Here is a 24,084-nt window from a genome sequence, read left to right as displayed (position 1 = left end):
ATCATGCTCGGTGCTGGCATATAGAGGCGCATGGGAATCCTGTCAGCCCGAAGCGCCGTGATCTCGTGACAACGCCCGATCCCTCCCCGGCGCTCCCTTCCGCGCTCCCTGGCCACCCCGATCTCCTGGCCCCCCTCCTGGCCCCCTTGCGGGAGTTGCCGGGGGTGGGGGAGACGCTGGCGCGGCTGCTGGCGGAGGCGACGGGCGGCGACCGGGTGCTGGACCTGCTGCTCCACCTGCCCGAGCGCGTGATCATCCGCCGCCGCGTTCCCTCCCCCGCCGAGGCGCCGCCCGACCAGGATTGCATCCTGGAGGCGGAGGTCGTGTCGCTGCGCGCCGCGCGGTCCGGCCGCACGGGCCGGCCCTATGTGGAGGTGAAGGCGACGTCCGGCGGCAAGCCGCTGACGCTACGCTTCATGAATGGCCGCCTGCCCTGGATCCAGAAGCTGCTGCCGCCGGGCAGCTTCCGCTTCCTGTCGGGCCGCGTGCTGACGGAGGCCGGCGGCGGCTTCGCGCTCATGAATCCCCTGGTGGCGGAGCGGGAGGACCAGCTTCCCCTGATCGAGCCGGTCTGGCCCATGGTGCGGGACCTGACGCCGAAGCGCATCGCCATGGCGATGGGCGCCGCGCTCGGCCGGCTGGCGCCGCTGCCGGAATGGGCGGACGCCGCCCTGCTGAAGCGGGAGGGCTGGCCCGCTTTCGATGACGCCATCCGCAGCCTGCAACGCCCGACCGCGCTGCCGACGCTCGAGGCGAGGCGGCGACTCGCCTATGACGAGCTGCTGGCCGGCCAGGTGGCCATCGCCCTGGTGCGTCGCCGCCAGCGCGGCCGTCCGGGACGCGCCCTGCCCGGCACGGGCGAACTTCAGGCCAAGGCACTTGCCGCCTTCGGCCACCCGCCGACCCCAGGCCAGGAAGCGGCGCTGGCCGACATCGCCGCCGACATGGCCGCGCCCCGCCGGATGCTCCGCCTGGTGCAGGGCGATGTCGGCGCGGGCAAGACGCTGGTGGCGGTGCTGGCCATGCTCCAGGCGGTGGAGTCGGGCGCCCAGGCCGCGCTGATGGCCCCGACCGAGCTTCTGGCCCGCCAACATCTGCGGACCCTGGCAAAACTCTGCCTGCCGGCCGGCGTGCATGTCGAGCTGCTGACCGGCAGCGTGAAGGGGGCGGAGCGGAAGCGCGTGCTGCGCGGCTTGGCTGACGGCTCCGTGCAGATCGTCGTCGGCACCCATGCCCTGTTCCAGGAGGCCGTGGCCTTCCGGGACCTCGGCCTGTCCGTGGTCGATGAACAGCACCGCTTCGGCGTCGGCCAGCGCCTGATGCTGGCCAACAAGGGCCGGGACGCGGACATGCTGGTGATGACCGCGACCCCCATCCCCCGCACCCTGCTGCTGACGCAATGGGGCGAGATGGCCGTCAGCCGGCTGGAGGGGAAGCCCGCCGGCCGCCAGCCCATCGCGACGCGCATTGCCAGCCAGGACCGCCTGCCGGAGATCGTGGATCGACTGAAGGAGGCAATCGGCCGTGGCGAGCGCGCCTACTGGGTCGTCCGCGCCATCACGGGGGGCGAGCGCGACGACAGCGTGGCGGCGGAGGACCGCTTCGTCGAACTCCAGGGCCACTTCCCCGGCCTTGTCGGCATGGCGCATGGCATGCAGGACCTCGCGGTGCGGGAGAAGGCGCTGGCCGATTTCGCCGCCGGCACCACGCGCCTGCTGGTCGCGACCACGGTCATCGAGGTCGGCGTCGATGTGCCGGAGGCCACCATCATGCTGATCGAGCAGGCGGAGCGCTTCGGCCTCGCCGCCCTGCACCAGCTTCGCGGCCGCGTCGGGCGGGGCTCCAAGCCTTCCTCCTGCCTGCTCGTCCATTCCGTCGCCCTGGGGGAGGCCGAGAAGCGCCGCCTGCTGGTGCTGCGGGATACCGAGGACGGCTTCCGCATCGCGGAGGAGGACCTGCTGACCCGCGGCGGCGGCGATGCGCTGGGCGCCCGGCAATCCGGCCTGCCCGGCGCCCGGCTGCTCGACCCGCGGGAGGATGCGGAGGAATGCGCCCGCCTGACCCATATCGCCAACCGGGATGCAACCGTGCTGCTGGACCGCGATCCGCGGCTGGAAGGCGCGCGCGGCCAGGCGGCGCTGGCGCTGCTGGCCCTGTTCGACCATGACCCGACGCTGGCGCGGCTGGATGCGGGCTAGGTCGGAAAGGAACGAACCAGGATCGCAGCGTCCCCACCCCACCCCGGGGGGGGCTTGCATCGGGCCCCCCGCCTCCTTAATCGCTGCGCCGGGGAATCCTGGGGGCTGAGCCTTGACCGCGCTGATCGAGATCGAGCGCCTGACCAAGCGCTTCGGCGCCTTCACGGCCGTGGACGATGTGAGTTTCAGCGTCGCCAAGGGGGAAGTCGTCGGCTTCCTCGGGCCGAATGGCGCCGGCAAATCCACCACCATGCGCATGCTGGCGGGCTTCATGACGCCGACATCCGGCACCGCGCGCATCTGCGGCGATGATGTCGTGGACAGGCCCGTGGCGGCCAAGCGCCACCTCGGCTTCCTGCCGGAAGGCGCGCCGACCTACCCGGAGATGACAGTCACCGGCTTCCTCCAGTTCTGCGGCCGGGCGCGGGGCTTCCATGGCGGCGAACTCGCGGATCGCGTGGCCAAGGCCATGGCGCTGACGCAGCTCGAAGGCGTGCGGCTGCAGCCGGTGGAGACACTGTCGAAGGGCTTCAAGCGCCGCGTCGGCCTCGCGGCCGCGCTGCTGCACGACCCCGCCGTGCTGGTGCTGGACGAGCCGACGGATGGCCTCGACCCCAACCAGAAGCACGATGTCCGCAACCTGATCCTGGCCATGGCGCCGGAGAAGGCGATCGTCATCTCCACGCATATCCTGGAGGAGGTGGGCGCCGTCTGCTCCCGCGCCGTGGTCATCGCCCGCGGTCGCGTGGTGGCGGATGAGACGCCGGCGCAGCTTGCCGCGCGCGGGCCGAGCATGGATGCGGTGTTCCGAACGCTGACACTGGGCAAGCAGGAGGCCGCGTGATGGGTGGCGCGATCACGGTCTTCCGGCGCGAGCTCGCCGGCTATTTCGCGACGCCCGTCGCCTATGTGTTCATCGTCATCTTCCTGGTGATGGCGGGGGCGCTGACCTTCACGGTCGGCAATTTCTTCGCCCGCGGCCAGGCGGACCTGACGCCCTTCTTCACCTTCGTGCCCTGGCTCTTCCTGTTCCTGGTGCCCGCGCTGACGATGCGGCTCTGGGCGGAGGAACGGCGCCTCGGCACCATCGAGCTGCTGCTGACGCTGCCGATCGCGCAGTGGCAGGCGGTGCTGGGCAAGTTTCTCGCCGCCTGGGCCTTCTGCGGCATCGCGCTGGCGCTCACCTTCCCGCTCGTCATCACCGTCAACGTGCTCGGCAACCCCGACAATGGCGTGATCCTGACGGGCTATCTCGGCTGCATGATGGTGGCGGGCGCCTTCCTCGCGGTCGGTGCCGCGATTTCCGCCATGACCAAGAACCAGGTCATCGCCTTCGTCCTGGCCGTCGCCGCCTGCTTCTTCCTGACGGCGGCGGGCAGCCCGGTGGTGACGGAGTTCCTGTCGAAGCGCATCCCGCTGCTGGCGGACCTCGCGCGCGCCATCAGCATCACGGACCGGCTGAACGGCTTCACCCGTGGCGTGATCGCGGCGCGTGACTTCGTCTTCTTCGCCTCCTTCATGGCCTTCTTCCTCTTCGCGAACACCATCGCGATCGACCAGCGGAAGGCGGACTGAGCCCATGAGCACGACCCTTCCGGAAGCCAAGAAGCAGGGCAAGCGCGGCGTCTCCGCCCTCGTGGCGCTGGGCCTCGGCGCCGTCCTGGCCGTCGGCGTCAACATGCTGTCGGACCGGCTGCTGGCGCGCGCGCGCATCGACCTGACGGAGAACCGCCTCTACACGCTCTCCGACGGCACGCGGCAGGTGCTGCAGGGGCTGCAGGACCCCGTCACCTTCCGGGTGTACTATTCCCGCCGCCTCGGCGCCGCGATCCCGGTCTATGGCGCCTATGCGGAACGCGTCCGCGCCATGCTGGACGAATACGTCGCCGTCAGCGGCGGCAGGGTGCGGCTGGAGGTCTTCGACCCCGAGCCCTTCAGCGAGATCGAGGATCGCGCCGTCGCCCTCGGCCTGCAGGGCGTGCCCGTCGACCAGTCCGGGGAGCAGGTCTATTTCGGCCTCTCCGGCGTGAACCTGCTCGACGACGAGCGGACCATCCCCTTCTTCCAGCCGGATCGCGAGCGGTTCCTGGAGTACGACCTGACGCGGATGGTGTGGGAACTCTCGAATCCCCGCCGGCCGGTGATGGGTGTGATCTCCTCGCTCCCGCTCAACGGCGATCCGCGCGCGATGATGATGCGCCAGCCCGGCGTCGGGCAGCCCTTCGTCGCCATGAACCAGCTGCGCCAGTTCTACACGGTGCGCGACGTCGCCGCCGATGCGCAGGTGATCGAGCCCGACGTGCAGGTGCTGATGGTCGCGCATGCGCAGAACCTCAGCGAGCAGACGCTCTACGCCATCGACCAGTTCGTCATGCGCGGCGGCCGCCTGATTGCGCTGACGGACCCGCACAGCGAAAGCCAGGCCTCCCGCCCCTCCCCGGGCCAGCGGCCGCCGAGCGACACCTCCTCCTCCCTCTCGCGCCTGCTGAATGCCTGGGGCGTGGAGGCACCGTCGGACAAGGTGGTGCTGGACCTCCGCGGCGCCTGGCGCGTGCGCGCCGATCCGCGGGACCGCGTGCAGGCGGTGGACTACCTCGCCTGGTACAACGTCCCCGCCGCCGGGCTGAACCGGAGCGAGATCGCGACGGCGGAGCTGCAGCAGGTGACCGTCGCCTCGGCGGGCGAGGTGCGCCGGCGCGAGGGTGCGACCATCGAGTTCACGCCGCTGGTGCAGACCAGCGAACGCTCGATGCTGGTGGACAGCGCGGCGGTCCGCCAGGATCCCTCCCCCGCCCGGCTGCTGGCGGATTTCCGCCCCGACAACCAGGTGCGTACCATCGTGGCGCGTCTGCGCGGCCCGGTGACCTCGGCCTTCGAGGCTCCGCCCGCGCCGGCCGAGGGCGCGGAACGCCCGGCCGATTTCCCCGCCCATCGCGCCCGCAGCGAAGGCCCCGCCAACCTGATCGTCGGCAACGACGCCGATATCCTGGAGGACCGCTTCTGGGTCCGCGTGCAGGATTTCTTCGGCCAGCAGGTCACGACGCCCTTCAGCGACAACGGCAACTTCATCATCAACCTCGCCGACTCCATGGCGGGCGGCGAGGCGCTGGTCTCGCTGCGCTCCCGCGGTGAGTCGCTGCGCCCCTTCGAGCTGGTGGAGGACATCCGCCGCACGGCGGAGGCGCAGTTCCGCCAGACCGAGCGCGGCCTGACCGAACGCCTTGAAGCCACGGAGCGCCGCCTGCGCGAACTACGCCAGGGCCCGGGTCAGGGCCAGGCCCCCGCGAATGCCGTGATCACCCCGGAGCAGCGCGCCGAGATCGACGCGGCGCGGGAGGAGATCCGGCGCACCCGCGGCGAGCTGCGCCAGGTGCAGCTGGAACTGCGGCGGGACATCGAGGGGCTGGAGACGCTGCTCCGCATCCTCAACATCGCGACCGTGCCCGTGCTGCTCACCATCTTCGCCATCGGCCTCGCCGTGGTGCGGGCGCGGCGGCGGGCGGAGGCGCGGGCATGAACCGCCGCAACCTGCTGCTGCTGGGCGGCGCTGCCGTCGCCGCCGTGGGCGGTGCCCTGCTGCTGACGCCGGAGACGCCGACGGCGCCGCCGCCCTCGGAAACCGCGCTGGCCTTCCCCGGCCTGGCGCAGCGCCTGGCCAATGCCGCGACCATCGAGGTGCGGCGCAACGACGGCACGCTGGTGGTGCGGAAGGCGGGCGAGGCCTGGGTGCTGCCGGCCAAGGCCGATCATCCCGTGCGGCCGGAGAAGGTGCGCGAACTGTTGGTGGGCCTCACGGAGCTTCGCCTGGCGGAGCCGCGCACGGCGAATCCCGAGATGCTGGAACGCCTCGGCCTGAACGACCCCGGCCAGCCCGGCTCCACCGCCAGCCACCTGCGGGTGCTGGACGCGCAAGGCGCGGTGATCGCCGAACTCGTCATCGGCCGCCGCCGCGTCCGCGTGCAGGGCAACGTGCCCGAAAGCGTCTATGTCCGCCGCGCCAATGAGAACCAGGCCTGGCTTGGCGAGGGCCGCCTGCCGCTGGATGGCGACCCCAACCTCTGGATCGACCGCGACCTCGCCAACATCGCCCGTGAACGCGTGCTGGCGCTGACCGTGACGCGGGAGGGCGAGGCGCCGCTGGTCGTCCGCAAGGACCGCGACGCCGATGGCAAGCTGGCCGTCGTGACGCCCTCCGAGGCCGGCGAGATGGATGAGATCAGCCTGGACGAGATCAGCCGGGCCTTCGAATTCCTCACCTTCCTCGATGTCCGCAAGGCCGCCGAGATTCCGGGCGAGCGGCTCGGCATCGGGGCCTTCGAGCTGACGGACAACCTCCGCATCACCGCCACCGTCAACAAGGATGGCGAGACGATCTGGGTGATGCTGGCGGCCGAGGGCGATGAGGAGGCGACGCGCTTCAACAACCGCTGGCGCGGCTGGGCCTACCAGGTCGGGCAGTGGAAGGAGAAGGCCTTCGTGCCGCGGCTGGAGGACCTTCGGAAGCAGCCGCCCGCTGCCAGCGCGGAGCCTGCCGCCGAGCCGCCCGCGCCGCAGTGAGCGACCCCGCCGCCGCCCCCGTCAACCGGCGCGAATATCCCGACCGCCCCTGGGTCGGCATCGGGGTGGTGGCGCTGCGGGACGGCCATGTGCTCCTGATCCGCCGCGGCCGCCCGCCCCGCCAGGGCGAATGGTCCCTGCCCGGCGGCGGCCAGCGCCTCGGCGAACCGGCGGAGGCCTGCGCCCGGCGCGAATTGCTGGAGGAGACGGGGATCGAGGTCGGCCCGCTCAGCCTGCTGGCCGTCGTCGATGCCATCACCCCCGGCGAACCCGGTTGCGGCCCGCGCTTCCACTACACCATCATCGATTTCCAGGCCCGCTGGGCCGCCGGCGAAGCCAGGCCGGGGGGCGACGTCACGGAAGTCGCCTGGGTGCCGCTCGATGGGCTGGAACCCTATGGCCTCTGGCCGGAAGCGCGCCGCGTCATCGCGCTTGCCCGAGAGCAGGCCGGCGCCTGAGGATCGGCGGGTGAGCACCCAGCCCCCGATCGATGTCCGTGCCCTGATGGCCGCCTTCGACCCCCAGGAGCATGTGGCGCGGGCGGACGCCTATTTCGCCGGGCTCGACCCCGACAGCGCCCTGTTCCGCAAGCCCTTCCACAACCCGGCCACCACCATCACGGCCATGGGCAACCTGTTCTCCCTGTTCAGCGCGCTGCAGGCGGTGCCGGGCCAGGCGGTGCTGGAAACTCGGCTGCGGCACGGGCTGGCTGGTCCGCATCCTGGCGCGGCTTGGCCTGCAGGCGCATGGCTGCGACGTCTCCGCCGTGGTGCTGCGACTGGCGGAGGATTTCGCCCGCCGCCACGAGCCGGACCTGCTGCGCCGGCTGACCTGGCTGCATTCGCCGGATGGGGTCGCGATCCCGCTCGCCGATGGCAGCATGGACCGGGCCGTGATGTACGGCGCCTTCCACCATGTGCATGACCAGGCCGGCACGCTGCGCGAGCTCGGCCGCGTTCTGGGCTCCACGGGGCGCGCCGTCTTCATCGAGCCCGGCCCCGAGCACTCCCGCACCGCGGCCAGCCAGGCCGAGATGCGCAACCACGGCGTGATCGAGAACGACGTCCGTCTGGAAGAGATCTGGCCGCTGGCCCAGGCCGCGGGGTTCACGGAGATGGAGGTGGCGGTCGGCACGGCGCGGGTGCCCTTCGTGCCGGTGGCGGAGTTCCTGCCGCTGGCGGCGCGACGGCGCGCCCGGCAGCCGCTGGACTCCAACGACCTCGCCCCCGTCATCGGCCAGGTGAACCCCTTCCTCGACAACACGCGGCACTTCGTCCTCATCAAATCGTCCGGCCGGGCGGATACGCGGGAGGCCCGGAACGCGGCGCTGCGGAGCGCCGCCCCGCTCGGCGCCATCCTCATCCGCGAGGTCAGGGCGCAGGAGCCCGGGCTGGCCGTGCAGGTGGAGCTTCGCAACACCGGGGCGCTGGAATGGCGCGCCTCCGGCGGCGACCGGGGGGCGGTGAATCTGGGCGTGCAGCTGATGCAGGGCGACACGCTGGTGAAGAGGGACTTCCGCCGCGTGCCGGTGGCGAAGGCTCCGACGGAGCCGGGCGGCCATCGCGTGCTGGACTTCACCTTGCCCGCGCCCGGCCCGGGGCTTCGCTACCGGCTGGACCTCGTCGCCGAGCATGTCTGCTGGTTCGAGGCACCGGCCGACCTGCCGGGGTAACGTTAGCTTCTAAAATCCACTCATCCACTTTAGCCGATTATGCCGTTTATGCACCTTTAGCACCGACTTTCGGGGGCAGCGGTGCCGGACACGGAGGCGCGGTTGGTCGAAGGAACATAGAAGGAACATCCGACAGCCGCCAGCACTTTCGACCGGGTCCTCGCCCGCGGTTCCCTTCGGGCCACCGCCTGTCGGTAAAGTGTGTATGCGATGTTCCGTATCTGTCCCATAACCCCGCGGAATGCAGAGCGCCCTCAGCCTAGACCCGACCCTGGCGCCTCGCCCCGGCCCGAAGCGTCGCGCAAGGCTTCCCCGAGGCTTCGGGCTGCTCTGGGTTGCGGCGGTGCTGGTGCCGGCGCTCGGCGTGCTGGGCGCCGGGGTCATGGCCTGGGTGGATGTGCGGCAGGAAGCCGGCGCCCGGCTTGACCGCACCGTGGAAATGCTGCGCCAGCACGCGCTGCGCAGCTTCGGGGCGCAGGACGCGATCCTGACGGCGACCGCACGCGCCACGGACAGGATGGCGTGGGAGGAACTGCGCAACAGCCCGGCCCTGCACGGGCTGCTGGCGGAACTCACGCAATCCATGCAGCCGCTGGTGCGGTCCGTCATGGTGGCGGATGGCGCGGGCCGCGTGGTCCTGGCCTCCTGGGAATACCCGGCGAGGCCCGTCAGCGTCACCGACCGCGACTTCTTCGCGGCACTCCGCGCCGGAGAGCGGGAGGCGGTGGGCGAGGTGATTGCCGCGCGGCCCATGGGCTGGACCATCTTCCCCGTGGCGCGCCACGCGCCGCTGCGCCCCGGCGAGGACCAGCCGGGCATCATCGCCGCGGCCTTCAACCCCGACCCGCTGGCGGCCTTCTATGCCTCGGTTTCCGAGACGGCGCGGGACACGGTGCTGCTGATGCGCCTCGATGGCGCGGTGCTGGCCCGGCATCCCCCCCTGCCCGACCCCGCCGCCGAGCCCGCGCAGCGCCCCGCGCGCCAGGCCCGGCTGGCGGAGGCGCTGGCGCATCCCGCGGGCGAGACCCCCGCCGTGACTGCCAGCGTCGGCGATGGCCGCCCCCGGCTCTTCGTCGCGCGGCAGGTGGGGGACTGGCCCGTCGCGGTCGCCTATGGGCTGAGCACGGAAGCGCTGAACCGTGCCTGGCGCCAGCGCATGGTGGCCCCGGCGCTGGGCGGGCTGGTGGCGGCAGGGCTGCTGCTGGCGCTGACCGCCATGGCGATCAACGGCGCGGAGCGGCAGCAACTGGCCGCCCTGCGCCGGATCGAGGCGGAGACCCAGCTGGCGCGCGCCGGCCGGGCGGCGGCGATCGGGCTGCTGGCGGCCGGGCTGGCGCATGACGTGAAGAACCTGGTGCAGGCCGTGCGCAGCGGCGCCCGGTTGATGGAGCGCCGCGCCGAAGATCCTGCGGAGGTGCGGCGATGCGCCGGGCTGCTGGGCGATGCGGCGGAACGCGGGCGGCGGCTGGTGGAGGCGATGCTCGATTTCGCCCGCGGCGGCGGCGGCGAGGCGGAGGGCCAGGGCGTGCCCCTGGAAGCGGGCCAGGCCCTGCTGGACCTGGCGGAGCTGCTGAACCGCACGCTCGGCAGCGGCTGGCGGGTGAAGGTGGTGGTGCCGCCGGGGCTGCCGCCGGCGCGGGGCGACCGGGCGGGGTTCGAGGCTGCGGTGGTGAACCTCGCCGCCAATGCGCGGGACGCCATGCCGCGTGGCGGGACCGTGACCATCGCCGCCTGGGTGGAAGACTTGCCGGAGTCGCGGGACGATATCGGCCTGAAGGCCGGGCGCTACGTGGTGGCGGCGGTCAGCGACACCGGCGCGGGCATGGATGCGGCGACCCTGGCGCGCGTCGGAGAGCCCTTCTTCACCACCAAGGGGCCGGGGCGTGGCACGGGGCTGGGCCTGGCGACCGTTCGGGGCTTCTGCACGCGGTCAGGCGGCGCGCTGCTGCTGGATAGCGAGGCCGGGCGCGGGACGACGGCAGCGATGTGGCTGCCGGTTGCCTGAACGGGCGGTCGGGGAATCGCGGGCGGATGTCCGTGTTTGGGTGAACTGGCGGTCAGGAAATGCTGGTCACCGCGATGGGACGTCGTCGAACAGGGCGCAGGCGGGGATGGCGAGCGCCTCCGCGACTGATGCAGCCAAACGCCGGTGCAGGGTGACTGCTTCCTGGAGGTGCCTGAACACCACGGCATGCGCCTCGATTCGAACCAGCAAATGCGGGCCGTCGCGACTGTTGTCGAAGAGCATGGCGGCGTCGCAGAGTCTGATCGCCTCCGGCAATTGCCGAAAAGCGGTCTCGTAGCGGCGTCGGATCGCCTCCTCCGGGATCGCATGCCCGCCTCGGGCCACCCGCTCCGCCACCCGAACGACGGCGAGATCGGCGCTGCGTAACGTGACGAAGGCGACGCTGATTTCGTAGCCAGCCTGCCTCGCCCTTCGCATGGCCGCGATGGATTGGCGGCTGGAAAGCGTGGTCTCCCACGCAAAGGAATCGCCAGCACTTATCGCATCGGCAAGGTCTGTCAGGATCTCTCGCCCGGCCCTGATCGTCGCCGCTTCCGGCCGGCCTGGGTCGAGGGCTGCGGCGACGGTATCCGCGTTGAGGAATCGGCCGGGCGGTGCCAGCCTAGCATGCAGTGTAGACTTGCCGGAGCCGTTCGGACCGCAGAGGACGGTGAAGACCGGCCTGCTTGGGCTCTCAGCCGGCACGAGGCGGAATGGCCTGGACTCGTCCGTCCCGCAAGAGGCGTTCGCGCCGCCCATCCGGATACTCCCGGATGATGTCGTCGCCATAGCCTTCTTCCATGTAGGAGATGGTCGTGCCTGTCCTGCGCGCCTCGGCCCGCACCTGCTCCCCGATTTTCGCGATGGCCTCGGCCTTCCGGGCGTAGAGGTCGAACAACGTCAAGGCGGAAGACTCCTCTCGCGGCAGCAGCCTGTGAGATCGACGCGACCAGGCCCTGGATCAAGGGCTGCGGCACCCCGGTCACATCGCAGGGGAAGCGCTGTCAAGCACCCAGGCGTTCATGGACGGCCACCGCGGATCCTTGCCCGATGGCGAGCCGGCGTCCGTCATCGGAAAAGGCGACCTGATGGACGATGTCGCCACGCACCCCGATCCCACCTGCCACCGCATCGCGTCCCGGCGCCAGCAGGCGAACCGCCCCATCAACAGCACCCGCTGCGACGGCGAGCATGCTGCCATCCGCCGTCCATGACACGTCCTTGGCGGAGGCCTCGTCGTCCGGCCAGACCCAGCTTTGCAGGCGCTCACCGGTTGTCGCTTCGACCAGATGCACGCGGGCGATGGGTGTCCCGCGCGGGGCGGGCGTGATGCCGTCCGGCATGTTGGCGAGCAGGCTACCCGTGCCGACCGCGATGGTCGTGGTGCCAGGTCGCCAGGCGGGACGGGACAGTACGAATTGGCCAAGCCCCCCGATCGAGCGGATCTCCCGACCGGCGCGCCAATCCCACAGGACAAGGGGAAATCTCTCGCGCGGATCCAGGACGCGGTAACGTTGGCCAACAAGGGCCATGACGGTGCCGTCAGGGGAGAAAGCCAGGTTGACGCCGCCGAACCCAGGTGTGTCGAAAGCGGACACGACTGACCAGGTCACGGTGTCGTAGACGGTGATCCGATCGCGGCTGAACAGGACGGCCAGGAAGTGGCCATCCGGGCTCAGCGAGAAGGCCTGCGCGCCCCCAGTCAGGCCCGGCCGAAGGCCTTCCCGTATGACGTGCAGTTCCGCGCCGGTCTCGGCGTCGCAGACGGTGAAGCCGTAATCAATTGGCCCTGACGGAGACCGGCGATGGAGAGTCACCGCGACGTAGCGGCCATCCCGCGTGAAGGCGGCGGCGTTGGTCGTTGTCTGGCTGCGCGGGATGCGGATGACCTCGCCGGTAGCAAGATTGAAGATGTGGAAGGGACGGAGCGAGACGGCGCCCACGGCGATCCGTTGTCCGTCGGGATGCCAAGCGACGCTTTGCACCAGGCTGCCCGTGAGGAAGCCGCGTGACGGCGGACGGTCCGGATCGCTTGGCTGGAAGGACCCGATCCGGCGCCAGCCGAGGCCCGTTCCCGTGGCGCAGGAGGCGATTGCGGGGAGCGCGGAGGCGATCAGGGAACGGCGGGCCAGGGCGCCGGTGGTCATCAGCGCAGTCAGTCGCAGCATCGCGCCGTCTCCGTTCCGGGCGACGATCGAAGCACTGCCTTGCCGGGCGGCCAAGGGCCGCGTGATGTCCGCCCTACCCCGCCACCCCCCAGGCGAGGCGCTTGCGGTAGAGCGTGCTAGGGCTGATGCCGAGATGGGCGGCGGCCTTCGGGATGTTGCCGTCGCAGAGTTCGACCGCGCGCTCGATCGCCTCCCGCTCGATCTCCGCCAGCGGGCGGATCTGGCGCAGTCGGTCGGCTTCCGTCGTCGAAGGGCGCGGAGGGGTCGCGCGGGGCGCGTCCTCGCGCGGCGGGACCTCACGCAGGGGCGCATCGCGGAGCGTGGCGGGCAGCATCGCGGCGGTCACCCATTCGCCGTCATGCAGCACCACGGCGGTGCGGACCGCATTCTCCAGCTCCCGCACATTGCCGGGCCAGCGATGGGCCAGCAGCGCGGATTTGGCGTCCTCCGCCAGGCCGCGGAAGGCGCGGCCTTCCTCGGCGGCGCTGCGGGCCAGCATCGCCTCCGCGATCGTCACCACATCGGCGCCGCGATCGCGAAGCGGCGGCAGCGCCACGGGGACGACGTGCAGGCGGTAGTAGAGGTCCTCCCGGAACCTTCCCTCCCGCACCTCCAGCAGCGGGTCGCGGTTGGTGGCGCAGACGAAGCGGACATCGGTGCGGCGGAGCTGCGTGGAGCCCACGGGCTGGAAGGTGCCGGTCTGGATGAAGCGCAGCAGCTTGCCCTGCAGGCCGAGATCCATCTCGCAGAGCTCGTCGAGGAACAGCGTGCCGCCATCGGCCGCGGCGGCCGCGCCCTGGCGGTCCGCGACGGCGCCGGTGAAGGCGCCGCGGACATGGCCGAAGACCTCGCTCTCGATCAGATCCTTCGGAATGGCGGCGCAGTTGATGGCGATGAAGGGACCGTCGCGCCGGGGCGAGAGCTTGTGCACCGCCTCCGCCGCCAGTTCCTTGCCGGTGCCGCTCTCGCCCGTGATGAAGACGGTGGCGCGGGAGGAGGCGGCGGTTTCCAGGATGCGATACACCGCCTGCATGGCCGGTGCCGCGCCGATGAAGCCCTGGAAGGCGGTGCGGGGACGGGCGGCGGCGAGGTCCCTCACCTCCCGCCGCAGCGCCGCACGCTCGATCGCGTTGGTGAGCGTGACGGCCAGGCGTTCGGCGGCGAAGGGCTTGACCAGGAAGTCGGCGGCGCCGGCACGCATGGCGTCGACGGCGGTGGCGACGCTGCCATGCGCCGTCATCACCACCACCGGCAGGTCCGGGCTGTCCCGCCGCAGCACCCGCAGCACGGTCAGGCCATCGCTGTCCGGCAGGCGCAGATCGAGCAGGACGCAGTCGGGTTTCTCCTGCGCCGCCAGGCGGAAGGCTTCCTCCGCCGTGCGGGCGTGGCGGGCGGCGAAGCCGGCCGTGCGGAGATACTCGCCATAGACGGCGGCGAGCGACGCCGTGTCCTCCACCAGGAGGATGCGCGGTGCCGCTTCAGCCATGCCCCTTCTCGGCCTGGCGGCCCACCCAGTAGAGCAGCGCCACGCCGATCACGGCGGGAAAGATCCAGGCGGGCCAGCTCAGCACGGGCAGCAGGACGCGGTCCCAGAGCCGGGCGGAGATGTTCTGGTCCACCGCCGCCTGCAGCATGCGGAGCGAGCGCGGGTAGAGCGCCACCATGACGCCGGCCAGCGAGTAGAGCGGGCCGAAGCCGGCGGCGATGGCGACGGCGGCGGCGCAGAGGATGAGGCCGAGGGACCGCATGGGTCAGCAATCCCCCGCCGCCAGCGATCCCGCGTCCCCGCACCCTGCCGCCATCGCGCCCATCCGCCTCTGCGCGCCCCGGGCGGCAGCGCGGCGGCTGTCAGGCCCAGAGGCGTTCGTTCTGCCGGTTGGTATAGAGCGAGGCCACGAATTCGCCATAGCCGTTGTAGAGCCGCGTCGGCACGCGTTCATTGCTGCCGATCAGCCGCTCCGACGCCTGGCTCCAGCGGGGATGCGGCACTTCCGGGTTCACATTCGCCCAGAAGCCGTATTCGGAGGCCTGCAGCGTCTCCCAGAAGCTCTTCGGGCGCTGGTCGGTCAGGGTGATGCGGGCGATCGACTTGCCGGACTTGAACCCGTACTTCCAGGGGAAGAGCACGCGGAAGGGCCCGCCATTCTGCGCCGGCAGCGGCTTGCCGAAGAGGCCGACGGGCATGAAGGTCAGTTCGTTCGCCGCCTCGTCGATCGTGCAGCCCTCCACATGCGGCCAGGGATACCAGGACTGGCGGAGGCCGGGCATGACGGCGGGGATCGTCGCCGTCTCGAACCGGACGTAGCGCGCCGAGGCAAGCGGCGTGACCAGGCTGAGGAGGGAGGAGAGCTGGAAGCCGGTCCAGGGCACGGTCATGCCCCAGGCCTCCACGCAGCGCAGGCGATAGACGCGCTCCTCGACGCCGATGCGGCGGATCAAATCGTCCACGTCGAATTCGGACGGCTTCTCCACCATGCCGTCGACCTTGATGGTCCAGGGCCGCGTCGGCATGGCGCGGGCCGCGGACCAGATGCCCTTGTCGGTGCCGAATTCGTAGAAGTTGTTGAAGGTGACGGCATCGCGCTCCGGCGAGATGGCGCGGCCCGCGGCATAGCGCGTGTTGCGCATGGCGGGCGGCAGGTCCGGCACCTCGGCGGGGTTGCGGGCCCAGGGGTCGGCCGGTTCGCCCCGGCGCCAGAACTGGGCCTGGGCGGCGCCGGGCAGCAGCATGGTGCCGGCGCCGGCCGCCTTCATGATGGAGCGGCGGTTGGCCACGAGGTGTTCGGGGGTCGCCTGGCTTTCGGGAATCTCCCAGCCGCGCCTGCGCCTGATCAGCATGGTCGTCTCCGCCTTCCGGGGCCGTCGTCGGTGGTAGAGGATCGGTGCGCGCCGCGTGCCGTCAAGCGGCGCCACCGTTCAGGGACGCGGCATCACGGCAGCGGCGGGCAGGTCCGGGCGGATGGTGACGCGGAAGGCGCGGTAGCGCTCCGCCTCCTGCCCCCGCCTTTCACGCAGCAGCGATCCTTCGGCGCGCGCGAGGGGCTCGGCCCCGGGCCAATCGGGCACGCTGTCCCGTCTTTCGCTCTGCACCAGCAGGCCGGTTACGGCAGGGCCGAGCGATTGCGGGCGCGGCAGGTCGAAAAGGTCCCAGCGCGGATTCAGCGCCACCACCGGCGTCCCTGGCGGCAGGAGGAGCGCGAGCTGGGCGGCGAGGCCGTATTCCTCGGCGGCGACGAAGCTGGCGCCGCTGCGCGCGCGCTCCTGCTCCACCAGGGCCGCGAAGTCGTCCCAGCCGCCGAGCCGCGCGAGGGTGGGGTCGAGGCGGCGCGGCAGCGGCACTGGCGCCAGCGCGGCCTGGACATAGGCGGCCAGCGCCAGCACGGCGCCGAGGACGACGGCCGGGCGGCGGAGGCGCGCGAGGCGCGGCGTGATGAAGGCGGCGGCCAGGATGCAGGCGGCGGGGTAGAGGATGGCGGGCCAGTTGCCCTGCACGCGGCTGCCTGTCGCCTGCCAGGTGAACAAGGCCGCGCCCGGCACGACCAGCGCGGCCAGCAGCGCCGCGGCGGCGTCGCCCCGCCGCGCCCAGGCCATGAGGGCCATCGCCGTGCCGGTGATGCAGAGGATGAAGACCAGCGGGTTCGCCAGCCCCGCCTGCCCGGCCACCAGCTCACCGAGGTAGCGGAGCGTGAAGCCGCCCGCATCGGCGCCGGCGCGGCCGCCCTGCTTCACGAAGCTTGCCCAGCCATGGGTGGCGTTCCAGATCACCACCGGGGCGAAGGTGGCGGCGGCGATGGCGCCACCGGCCCAGAGCCGCCAGTCCCGCCACCAATGCCAGGCACCGCGGCAGGCGATGAGCCAGGCGACCACGCCGATGCCGAGCAGCCCGGCGGTGTATTTGGAGACCAGCGCCAGCCCCGCGAAGAGCCCGAAGGCCAGCCACCAGCGCCCGTCCTGGCTGGCGTGCAGCATCGCCAGCGCCCAGACGGCCGCGACCCAGAGCACCAGCAACGGCAGGTCCGGCGTCATCAGCACGCCGCCGACGCCGACCAGCGGCATGGCATTGAACAGCAGCGCCGCCCAGATCCCCAGCCTGCGATCGGGGAACAGCGCATCCGCCGCGCGGGCCAGCAGCACGGAGGCCAGCGCGATGGTCAGCGGCCCCATCAGCCGGATGCCGAAGGCATTCTCGCCGGCCAGCAGCGTGCCGGCGCGGATGAACAGCGCCACCATCGGCGGGTGGTCGAGGTAGCCGGGCTGCAGGACCCGCGACCAGACCCAGTAATAGGCCTCGTCCGGCGCCAGCGGCGTGACGCCCGCCACCAGCAGCCGCAGCGCCGTGACGGCGGCGAGCAGCGCCCAGATCATCGGGCGCGCCAGACCAGGGTGGAGGAGACAGCGTAGTTCCACACCACGGTCAGCAGCGCCCCCGCCGCGCCGGCCAGGCCCCAGGCCAGCACGCCGTCCCGCACCAGCAGCCCCGCGATGCCGACATTGGCCGCGGCGCCGATGCCGCAGACCAGGTAGAACAGCAGCAGGCCGCGCCACAGGGCCGGGCCGCGCAGCCGGGCGTCGCGGTAGGTGATGCGGTTGTTCAGCGCGAAATTGGCGGTCATGGCGACGAAGGTGGCGCCCCATTGCGCCGGGCCGAAGCCGAGCCCGCCCGCCTGCACCAGCAGGAACAGCGCCGCCATGTGGACCAGCACGCCGATGCCGCCCACCAGCGCGAAGGCCAGGAAGCGCAGCGGCACGATGCCGCCCGTGGCCTTGTCCAGCAGCAGCGCGCCGAATTCCAGCAGCACCGTCGCATCCAGCTTGCTCTCTCCGGCCTGGCGGCTGCGGAAGCTGTAGGGTATCTCCGCCACCCTCAGCTTCCGCCGGGCGGAGAGCAGGATGTCGAGCAGGATCTTGAAGCCGCGGCCGGCGACGCGGGGCGCCACCTCCTCCACCAGCGCGCGGGGCAGCAGGAAGAAGCCGCTCATGGGGTCCGCCACCGGCGTCGGCAGCAGCAGCCGGGCGAGCTTCGCCCCGGTGTCGGAGAGTGCGCCCCGCGCGGCCGAGAAGCCGGAGGCCGCGGCACCGCCCTCGACATGGCGGCTGCCGATGGCGATGTCGGCGCCGGCCTCCACCGCCGCCAGCATGGCGGGCAGGATCGCCTCGTCATGCTGCAGGTCGCCATCGATCACGGCGACGAAGGGGGCGGAGGTGGAGAGGAAGCCCTCCATGCAGGCGGAGGCGAGGCCGCGCCGGCCGATGCGGCGGAGGCAGCGGATGCGCGGGTCCCGGGCGGCGATGGCGCGGGCGACGGCGGCGGTGCCATCGGGGCTGTCATCGTCGACGAAGATCGCCTCCCACCCGATGCCGGCCAGCGCGGCGTCGAGGCGTTCGACCAGCGGGCCGACATTCGCCGCCTCGTTGAAGACCGGGACGATGACGGCAAGGCGGATGGGGGCGGCGGTGGACACGCGCGGCGTCTAGCAGCCGGGGGGCGAACTGGACAGGCCGCGCGCCCATGGTGCCCACGGCGCCCCGCGCGCCGATGGCGCTCTTGGCGGGAACGCGACCGGGACGGCACAATCAGGGGATGAGACGCGGCGCGCAGGCGGACCACCGGAGATGACGATCGCGCCGCGGGCGAGGCCGGCGGGGGCGCGGGCGCTGCGCACCCTCTGGGCCATCACGGTGGTGCTGCCGCTGGCGGGCCTCGCGATCATGGCGATGCAGGCCTGGCAGGGCACGCTGGACGCAGCCGAGGAACGCGTGGGCCGCACGGCGGAAATGCTGCGCGAGCACGCGCTGCGCGCCTTCGAGGCGCAGGAGATCGCCATTGCCGCCGCGGAGTCCCGCGTGGTCGGCATGACGTGGGAGGAGATCCGCGCCAGCCAGCCCCTGCACGACTTCCTGCTGGCGCTGGATGCGGTGACGCCGGCGGCGGGCGGCGTGACGCTGGTGGACCCTTCGGGCCGCTTCGCGGCGTCCAGCACCACCGGCTTTCCCACGCCGCCCATCGACGTCACGGGCCGCGACTACGTGGCGGCGCATCCGGCCGGCAGTGGCGTGCGGGAAGCGCCCACCATCGGCAAGGTGGTCACCAGCCGGTCCGTCGGCGTGCTGATCTTCCCCATGGCGCGGTCCCGGCGGCGGCCGGACGGCCTCGGCGATGGGGGGATCGTGGTGGCGACGCTCTGGCCGCACTACTTCCAGGCCTTCTACCGGTCCATCCTGGAAACCCCCGGGGATACGGTGGTGCTGTTCCGGCTGGACGGCGCGGTGCTGGCCGCGGTGCCCGAACCGCCGAACCCCGAGGCCGCCGCCCTGCCCGCCGCGATGGGCCCGCTGCTGAGCCAGCTTCGCCGGGGGACGCAGGGCCGGCTGGTGCAGGGCGAGAGCCCGGTCGACGGGCAGCCGCGCCTGACCGCCTTCCGCCGCGTGCCGGGCCATGACGTCGGCGTGGCCTATGGGCTTTCCACGGCCGGGCTGGTGGCGGATTGGCGGCGGCAGATGCTGTTCCCGGTGATGAGCGCGATCGCGGCCATGCTGCTGCTCGGCACCGTGACCTATTGGGCCGAACGCGCGCTGCGCGCCCGCGCGGCCGCCGAGGCGCGGTCCCGCACCGCGGAGCGCCAGGCGACGATGGGGCTGCTGGCCGGTGGGCTCGCCCATGATTTCGGCAACATCACGCAATCCGTCATGGCCGCCGCCGTGCTGCTGGCCAAGCATGCGGAGAACCCGGCGCGGGTCCGCCAGGTGGCCAGCCACCTCGGCCGGCACGCGGAGCGCGCCACCGCCCTGTCCCGCCGGATGCTGGACACGACCCGTCGCAACGGGCTGGGCAGCGAGGCCCAGGGGCCGGTCGACCTTGGCGTGGCGATGCGGGAACTGGCGCAGCTGCTGGATTCGACGCTCGGCGCCGGCATCCGGGTGCGCTGCGAGGTCACAGGTCCGCTGCATGCCGCGCCATCGGTGGACCGGGCGGAGCTGGAGACGGCGCTCATCAACCTGGCCGCCAATGCGCGGGACGCGATGAAGCGGGGCGGCACCATCACCATCAGCGCGGCCCGCTTCGCCATCCCGCCGCGCCCGGCCGATGCGCCCGACCTGCCGCCCGGCGACTACATCCGCCTTTCCGTCCGCGACGAGGGCGAGGGCATGCCGCCGGCGGCGATCGCCCGGCTGGGCGAGCCCTTCTTCACCACCAAGCCGGAGGGCCAGGGGACGGGCCTCGGCCTTGCCATGGTGGCAGCCTTCCTGCGCGGCGCGGGGGGCGCGCTGGCGGCGGAGAGCGCGCCTGGGCAGGGAACGACCATCCACCTGATCGTGCCGGCCGGCTGAGCCACGCCGCCTTGCTTGGCGCGGGCGGCCCGGTGACCTAAACCCCGGCGGCGTTCGGCTGGCATCGGCGGGACCCCCTCCCCCATCCTCCCCCGCAGGCGCGGGGCGGGAGCGCCCAGTTCCAGGCGTCAGTCTCAGGCCAAGGAAATGCTGCCCGTGTCCGTCTCCGTCGCGATCGGCCCCGTCACCCTCGGCAACCACCTGCCGCTCGCGCTCATCGCCGGGCCGTGCCAGATGGAAAGCCGCGCCCATGCGCTGGAAACGGCGGCGCGGCTGAAGGAGATCTGCGGGCGGCTCGGCATCGGGCTGGTCTACAAGACGAGCTACGACAAGGCGAACCGCACCTCCGCCAGCGCCGCGCGCGGGATCGGCATGGCGAAGGCGCTGGAGGTCTTCGCCGAGATCCGGGAGACGCTCGGCCTGCCGACCCTGACCGATGTGCATGAGGCCGCGCAATGCGCGCCAGTGGCGGAGGCAGTGGATGTCATCCAGATCCCGGCCTTCCTCTGCCGCCAGACGGATTTGCTGCTGGCCGCCGCCGCGACGGGGCGCGTGGTGAACATCAAGAAGGGCCAGTTCCTGGCGCCCTGGGACATGAAGAATGCCGCGGCCAAGGTGACGGGCGCGGGCAATCCCAACGTCCTGCTGACGGAGCGTGGCGCCAGCTTCGGCTACAACACGCTGGTCAGCGACATGCGCGCCCTGCCGATCATGGCCCGCGACACCGGCCTGCCGGTGGTCTTCGACGCCACCCATTCCGTGCAGCAGCCCGGCGGCCAGGGGACGTCATCGGGCGGCCAGCGGGAATTCGTGGAGACGCTGGCGCGCGCGGCCGTCGCGGTCGGTGTCGCGGCGGTCTTCATCGAGACGCATGAGGACCCGGACCGCGCGCCGAGCGATGGGCCGAACATGGTGCCGCTCGACCAGTTCGAGGCGCTGATCGGCCGCCTGATGGCGATCGATGGCCTGGTGAAGTCCTTCCGATGACGCCGATCGTGATGATCCCGGCCCGGATGGCGGCGAGCCGCCTGCCGGGCAAGCCGATGGCCGACATCGGCGGCGAGCCGATGATCGTCCATGTCTGGCGCCGCGCGATGGCGGCCGCCATCGGCGACGTCGTCGTGGCAACGGATAGCGAGGAGATCGCGGGCGTCGTCCGCGCCGCGGGCGGCCGTGCGCAGATGACGCGGGATGACCATCCCTCCGGCTCCGACCGCATCCATGAGGCGATCACGGCGATCGATCCGGAGGGGCGCTTCGACGTGGTGGTGAACGTCCAGGGCGACCTGCCGCTGATCTCCCCCCAGGCGATCCGCGCCGTCTTCGCCGCCATCGATCATCCCGACATCGCGCTCGGCACGCTGGTGGCGCGGATCGAGCGGGAGGAGGAGCGGACGGCGAGCCAGGTGGTGAAGATGGTGGGCAGCGAGACGGCGCCGGGGCGCTTCCGCTGCCTGTATTTCACCCGCGCCACCGCGCCCTGGGGCGACGGGCCGCTCTGGCACCACATCGGGCTCTATGCCTGGCGGCGCAGCGCGCTGGCGCGCTTCGTGGCGCTGCCGCCCTCGGCCCTCGAGACGCGGGAGAAGCTGGAACAGCTGCGCGCGCTGGAGGCGGGGATGCGCATCGATGCGGTCGCCGTGGATGACGTGCCGCTCGGCGTCGATACGCCGGCCGACCTCCACCGCGCGCGGCAGCTGCACGCGCAAGGGGCCGCACCGTGAGCGACGACCACCTGCGCGACAGCCTGCGCCGCACGGTGCAGCTGGAAGCCGATGGGCTGGCCGCGCTGCGGGATGCGCTGGACGGGACGCTCGGCGATACGCTGATCGCGGCCGTGCGCATGATGCTGGAGAAGACCGGCCGCTGCGTCGTGACGGGCATGGGCAAGTCGGGCCATGTCGGGCGCAAGATCGCGGCGACGCTCGCTTCCACCGGCACGGCGTCCCACTTCGTGCATCCGGCGGAAGCGAGCCACGGCGACCTCGGCATGATCCGGCCGGAGGATGTGATCCTGGCGCTGTCCTGGTCGGGCGGGGCGCCGGAACTGGCCAGCATCATCGGCTACGCCCATCGCTTCGGGGTGAAGCTGATCGCCATCACCTCGGTCGCCGATAGCCCGCTCGGCAAGGCCGCCGACTATCCGCTGATCCTGCCGCGCATGCCGGAAGCCTGCCCGAACGGGCTGGCGCCGACGACCTCCACGACGATGCAGCTGGCGGTCGGCGATGCCTTCGCGATGGGGCTGCTGGAGGCGCGGGGATTCTCGGCGGCGGATTTCCGGGTGTTCCACCCCGGCGGCAAGCTCGGCGCGCAGCTGCTGCGGGCCTCGGACCTGATGCACACCGACCTGCCGCTGGTGCCGCAGGGCGCGACGCTGGCGGAAGCCATCGTCACCATGACGTCGAAGCCCTTCGGCACGGGCGGCGTGGTGGATGGCGAAGGCCGGCTGCTGGGCGTCATCACCGATGGCGACATCCGCCGCGCCTTCCGCAAGGGCTTCGTGGACCGGCCGGCGACGGAGGCGATGACGCGCAAACCGCTGGTCGCGGCGCCGGACCAGCTGGCGCCGGACCTGGTGAAGACCATGAACGAGCGGCGCATCACCAGCATGTTCGTGGTGGTGGAGGGCGTGCCGCGCGGCGTGATCCACCTGCATGACCTGCTGCGGGCGGGGGTGGTGTGAAAGGGGGAGCGCTGCTCCCTGTCCCGCCCCCTTGGGACCCCCTCGCCAGGGTCCAGGGGGACCCTGGACCGCCGGGTTATGGGGCTCAACCCCAGCGGACGCGCCGCGTCAGGGCCATGACCACGGACAGGACCGTGAAGAGGGCCAGCGTGCCGACCAGCAGCGCATAGGCCTCCAGGCTGAGCACGACGTAGAGGAAGCCGAACAGCGCGGCGAGCACGCCGGCGAAGGCGGCGGCCAGGATGCGCCTTCCCGTGACGGCGGCGGTGAACAGGCTGGCCTGCGCCATCACCAGCAGCGTGGCCGCGGCATAGGCCGCCGCGAAGCCCAGCGGTTCGCCGATCGCCAGCAGCAGCAGGGGGAACATGACCACCGAACAGCCGAGCATGGCGTATTGCACGATGTGGATGCGCAGGCCCGCCAGCAGCTCGAACAGCGTGTAGGTCACGAAGGACAGCGCCAGGAACAGCATGGCGTATTTCGAGGCGCGGTTGACCATGCGGTAGGTCGGCACGGCCTCCAGCAACTCGACGCCCGCCGCCGGCGACTGGCGGCCACAGAGGGTGTTGCGGGCGGCCCCCCATCCCCCGACAAGGGACCAGTTGGCGCTGAAGCCCGCCTCCTCCACGCTCGACTGCTCCGGCAGGTCATCGCCGATAAAGCTCGGTGTCGGCCAGGCAGCCGACATCGCAAGGTTGGTTCGTACCGGGCCGGGCATCAGGCCGAACCGTTCGGACCCGCGCAGCGGCAGCGTCACAGCGAAGGAAACGGGACCATCGGGCGCCGCGGCCAGGCGCGGCTGCCACATCACGCCGCGGGAGGGCATGCAGCCATCCCATCGCGGTAGGCCCTCCTCCGCGGGCAGCATTGCGTCGCCCAGGCGGAGCGACGGCGCCTGCCCCGCCAGGCGAAAGGCTTGGCCGCCGGCGATCACCCGCGCATCCTGCCAATGGGGGACCGCTGCAATGTCCTGCGGCATCATCGCATCGGTGACGTTGAAGCTGCCTTCCAGCCGGGCCATCGCGGTGAAGACCGGCACCTCATACAGCCCGCGACGCCGCAGCTGGGGGGCCAGTTCAACAGTCGCATCCAGACGCTCGGGTTGGATGAAAAAGTAGCCGCGCCGGGCATCCGCGGACCATGGGACCGCGAGGACAGGACCCATCAGCACCTGCGGCCCACCCCATCCTGCGCCGATCTCCCGCTGCACCGCGCGGTGGCGTTCCTCCCGCTCCTCGATCACGCCGCCGATCATGAGGTGCGGGATCAGCATCGCCATCAGCACCAGGCCGACGGCGACGAGCTTCGCGGTCGGCCCCTCCAGCAGGCCACGCTTGGGTTCGGGTTCCATTGGGTTCTCCTCCGTTCCAGGGATGGCGCGGAGCATCGCGGGCGCGCGTGCAGCGGTGACGGAGGGCGCTTGCAGGGACGCCGGAGATTTGGTGCAGATGCGGTGCAGGGCCGCGTGG

General features: G+C 71.9%; 21 protein-coding genes. 12 read left to right on the top strand and 9 right to left on the bottom strand.

Annotated elements, in window-relative coordinates; translation table 11 throughout:
* The first annotated feature begins 65 nt into the window (after positions 1-65).
* The 8 genes from recG to G3576_RS00580 all read left to right on the top strand — a co-directional run bounded on the left by recG (position 66) and on the right by G3576_RS00580 (position 10,432).
* Positions 66-2,198: an ATP-dependent DNA helicase RecG gene (gene recG, locus G3576_RS00615; RefSeq protein ID WP_328728196.1), complete on the top strand. Its 2,133-nt coding sequence runs from the start codon at positions 66-68 to the stop codon at positions 2,196-2,198.
* 112 nt (positions 2,199-2,310) lie between these two features.
* Positions 2,311-3,042 (top strand): ABC transporter ATP-binding protein, encoded by a 732-nt coding sequence (locus tag G3576_RS00610; RefSeq protein WP_164692388.1) that lies wholly within the window; start codon positions 2,311-2,313, stop codon positions 3,040-3,042.
* The gene (locus G3576_RS00605; protein WP_164692387.1) at positions 3,042-3,773 is read left to right on the top strand and encodes an ABC transporter permease subunit; all 732 of its coding nucleotides are present in this window, start codon (positions 3,042-3,044) and stop codon (positions 3,771-3,773) included. The genes G3576_RS00610 and G3576_RS00605 overlap by 1 nt, the downstream gene beginning before the upstream one ends.
* 4 nt (positions 3,774-3,777) lie before the next feature.
* Positions 3,778-5,715 (top strand): GldG family protein, encoded by a 1,938-nt coding sequence (locus tag G3576_RS00600; protein WP_164692386.1) that lies wholly within the window; start codon positions 3,778-3,780, stop codon positions 5,713-5,715.
* Positions 5,712-6,755, top strand: a complete 1,044-nt coding sequence (locus G3576_RS00595) for a DUF4340 domain-containing protein (protein WP_164692385.1) — start codon at positions 5,712-5,714, stop codon at positions 6,753-6,755. The genes G3576_RS00600 and G3576_RS00595 overlap by 4 nt, the downstream gene beginning before the upstream one ends.
* Entirely contained in the window at positions 6,752-7,213 is a 462-nt protein-coding gene (locus G3576_RS00590; RefSeq protein ID WP_164692384.1) for an NUDIX hydrolase, read from the top strand. The genes G3576_RS00595 and G3576_RS00590 overlap by 4 nt, the downstream gene beginning before the upstream one ends.
* Positions 7,214-7,284: 71 nt before the next feature.
* Positions 7,285-8,427, top strand: a complete 1,143-nt coding sequence (locus G3576_RS00585; protein ID WP_164692383.1) for a class I SAM-dependent methyltransferase — start codon at positions 7,285-7,287, stop codon at positions 8,425-8,427.
* 241 nt (positions 8,428-8,668) lie between these two features.
* Positions 8,669-10,432: a hybrid sensor histidine kinase/response regulator gene (locus tag G3576_RS00580; RefSeq protein ID WP_164692382.1), complete on the top strand. Its 1,764-nt coding sequence runs from the start codon at positions 8,669-8,671 to the stop codon at positions 10,430-10,432.
* Positions 10,433-10,498: 66 nt separating this feature from the next.
* Here the strand turns inward: G3576_RS00580 and G3576_RS00575 are convergent, their stop codons facing one another.
* The 8 genes from G3576_RS00575 to G3576_RS00540 form a co-directional block, all read right to left on the bottom strand.
* Positions 10,499-11,137, bottom strand: coding sequence for an AAA family ATPase (locus G3576_RS00575; protein ID WP_164692381.1), 639 nt, complete (start codon positions 11,135-11,137; stop codon positions 10,499-10,501).
* The gene (locus G3576_RS00570; protein ID WP_164692380.1) at positions 11,127-11,336 is read right to left on the bottom strand and encodes a hypothetical protein; all 210 of its coding nucleotides are present in this window, start codon (positions 11,334-11,336) and stop codon (positions 11,127-11,129) included. Before G3576_RS00570 ends, G3576_RS00575 begins: the two co-directional genes overlap by 11 nt.
* A 100-nt stretch (positions 11,337-11,436) precedes the next feature.
* Positions 11,437-12,600 carry a WD40 repeat domain-containing protein gene (locus G3576_RS00565; RefSeq protein WP_164692379.1) on the bottom strand — a complete coding sequence of 388 codons (1,164 nt, stop codon included), beginning with the start codon at positions 12,598-12,600 and terminating at the stop codon, positions 11,437-11,439.
* Between the two features lie 73 nt (positions 12,601-12,673).
* The gene (locus G3576_RS00560) at positions 12,674-14,086 is read right to left on the bottom strand and encodes a sigma-54-dependent transcriptional regulator (protein WP_164692378.1); all 1,413 of its coding nucleotides are present in this window, start codon (positions 14,084-14,086) and stop codon (positions 12,674-12,676) included.
* Entirely contained in the window at positions 14,079-14,348 is a 270-nt protein-coding gene (locus G3576_RS00555; protein ID WP_164692377.1) for a hypothetical protein, read from the bottom strand. The genes G3576_RS00560 and G3576_RS00555 overlap by 8 nt, the downstream gene beginning before the upstream one ends.
* 100 nt (positions 14,349-14,448) lie before the next feature.
* Complete coding sequence (gene msrP, locus G3576_RS00550; RefSeq protein ID WP_164692376.1) at positions 14,449-15,438, bottom strand: protein-methionine-sulfoxide reductase catalytic subunit MsrP; 990 nt, start codon at positions 15,436-15,438, stop codon at positions 14,449-14,451.
* A gap of 78 nt (positions 15,439-15,516) precedes the next feature.
* The gene (locus G3576_RS00545) at positions 15,517-16,965 is read right to left on the bottom strand and encodes a glycosyltransferase family 39 protein (RefSeq protein ID WP_164692375.1); all 1,449 of its coding nucleotides are present in this window, start codon (positions 16,963-16,965) and stop codon (positions 15,517-15,519) included.
* Positions 16,962-18,062, bottom strand: a complete 1,101-nt coding sequence (locus G3576_RS00540) for a glycosyltransferase (RefSeq protein ID WP_164692374.1) — start codon at positions 18,060-18,062, stop codon at positions 16,962-16,964. The genes G3576_RS00545 and G3576_RS00540 overlap by 4 nt, the downstream gene beginning before the upstream one ends.
* A gap of 151 nt (positions 18,063-18,213) precedes the next feature.
* Here G3576_RS00540 and G3576_RS00535 point away from each other — a divergent pair, with 151 nt between their 5' ends.
* The 4 genes from G3576_RS00535 to G3576_RS00520 all read left to right on the top strand — a co-directional run bounded on the left by G3576_RS00535 (position 18,214) and on the right by G3576_RS00520 (position 22,615).
* Complete coding sequence (locus G3576_RS00535; protein ID WP_164692373.1) at positions 18,214-19,929, top strand: hybrid sensor histidine kinase/response regulator; 1,716 nt, start codon at positions 18,214-18,216, stop codon at positions 19,927-19,929.
* A gap of 156 nt (positions 19,930-20,085) precedes the next feature.
* Positions 20,086-20,916 carry a 3-deoxy-8-phosphooctulonate synthase gene (kdsA, locus tag G3576_RS00530; protein WP_328728186.1) on the top strand — a complete coding sequence of 277 codons (831 nt, stop codon included), beginning with the start codon at positions 20,086-20,088 and terminating at the stop codon, positions 20,914-20,916.
* On the top strand, positions 20,913-21,653 hold the full coding sequence (locus G3576_RS00525; protein ID WP_164692371.1) for a 3-deoxy-manno-octulosonate cytidylyltransferase: 741 nt from the start codon (positions 20,913-20,915) through the stop codon (positions 21,651-21,653). The genes kdsA and G3576_RS00525 overlap by 4 nt, the downstream gene beginning before the upstream one ends.
* Positions 21,650-22,615, top strand: a complete 966-nt coding sequence (locus tag G3576_RS00520; protein WP_328728184.1) for a KpsF/GutQ family sugar-phosphate isomerase — start codon at positions 21,650-21,652, stop codon at positions 22,613-22,615. The genes G3576_RS00525 and G3576_RS00520 overlap by 4 nt, the downstream gene beginning before the upstream one ends.
* 85 nt (positions 22,616-22,700) lie before the next feature.
* On the opposite strand, the gene creD is transcribed toward G3576_RS00520, so the two are convergent.
* Positions 22,701-23,966 carry a cell envelope integrity protein CreD gene (gene creD / locus G3576_RS00515; RefSeq protein ID WP_164692370.1) on the bottom strand — a complete coding sequence of 422 codons (1,266 nt, stop codon included), beginning with the start codon at positions 23,964-23,966 and terminating at the stop codon, positions 22,701-22,703.
* Between the last annotated feature and the right edge of the window lie 118 nt (positions 23,967-24,084).

Source organism: Falsiroseomonas algicola (assembly GCF_011040385.1).
GTDB lineage: Bacteria > Pseudomonadota > Alphaproteobacteria > Acetobacterales > Acetobacteraceae > Falsiroseomonas > Falsiroseomonas algicola.
Note: the sequence above shows the minus strand (reverse complement) of the source record. Positions and strands in the feature narration are given on the sequence as shown.

Coding starts and splice junctions, on each gene's coding strand:
- G3576_RS00605 (WP_164692387.1), top strand. CDS start 3,042: ATGGGTGGCGCGATCACGGTCTTCCGGCGCGAGCTCGCCGGCTATTTC.
- G3576_RS00600 (WP_164692386.1), top strand. CDS start 3,778: ATGAGCACGACCCTTCCGGAAGCCAAGAAGCAGGGCAAGCGCGGCGTC.
- G3576_RS00595 (WP_164692385.1), top strand. CDS start 5,712: ATGAACCGCCGCAACCTGCTGCTGCTGGGCGGCGCTGCCGTCGCCGCC.
- G3576_RS00585 (WP_164692383.1), top strand. CDS start 7,285: ATGTGGCGCGGGCGGACGCCTATTTCGCCGGGCTCGACCCCGACAGCG.
- G3576_RS00580 (WP_164692382.1), top strand. CDS start 8,669: ATGCAGAGCGCCCTCAGCCTAGACCCGACCCTGGCGCCTCGCCCCGGC.
- G3576_RS00565 (WP_164692379.1), bottom strand. CDS start 12,600: ATGCTGCGACTGACTGCGCTGATGACCACCGGCGCCCTGGCCCGCCGT.
- G3576_RS00560 (WP_164692378.1), bottom strand. CDS start 14,086: ATGGCTGAAGCGGCACCGCGCATCCTCCTGGTGGAGGACACGGCGTCG.
- G3576_RS00555 (WP_164692377.1), bottom strand. CDS start 14,348: ATGCGGTCCCTCGGCCTCATCCTCTGCGCCGCCGCCGTCGCCATCGCC.
- msrP (WP_164692376.1), bottom strand. CDS start 15,438: ATGCTGATCAGGCGCAGGCGCGGCTGGGAGATTCCCGAAAGCCAGGCG.
- G3576_RS00545 (WP_164692375.1), bottom strand. CDS start 16,965: ATGATCTGGGCGCTGCTCGCCGCCGTCACGGCGCTGCGGCTGCTGGTG.
- G3576_RS00535 (WP_164692373.1), top strand. CDS start 18,214: ATGACGATCGCGCCGCGGGCGAGGCCGGCGGGGGCGCGGGCGCTGCGC.
- G3576_RS00525 (WP_164692371.1), top strand. CDS start 20,913: ATGACGCCGATCGTGATGATCCCGGCCCGGATGGCGGCGAGCCGCCTG.
- creD (WP_164692370.1), bottom strand. CDS start 23,966: ATGGAACCCGAACCCAAGCGTGGCCTGCTGGAGGGGCCGACCGCGAAG.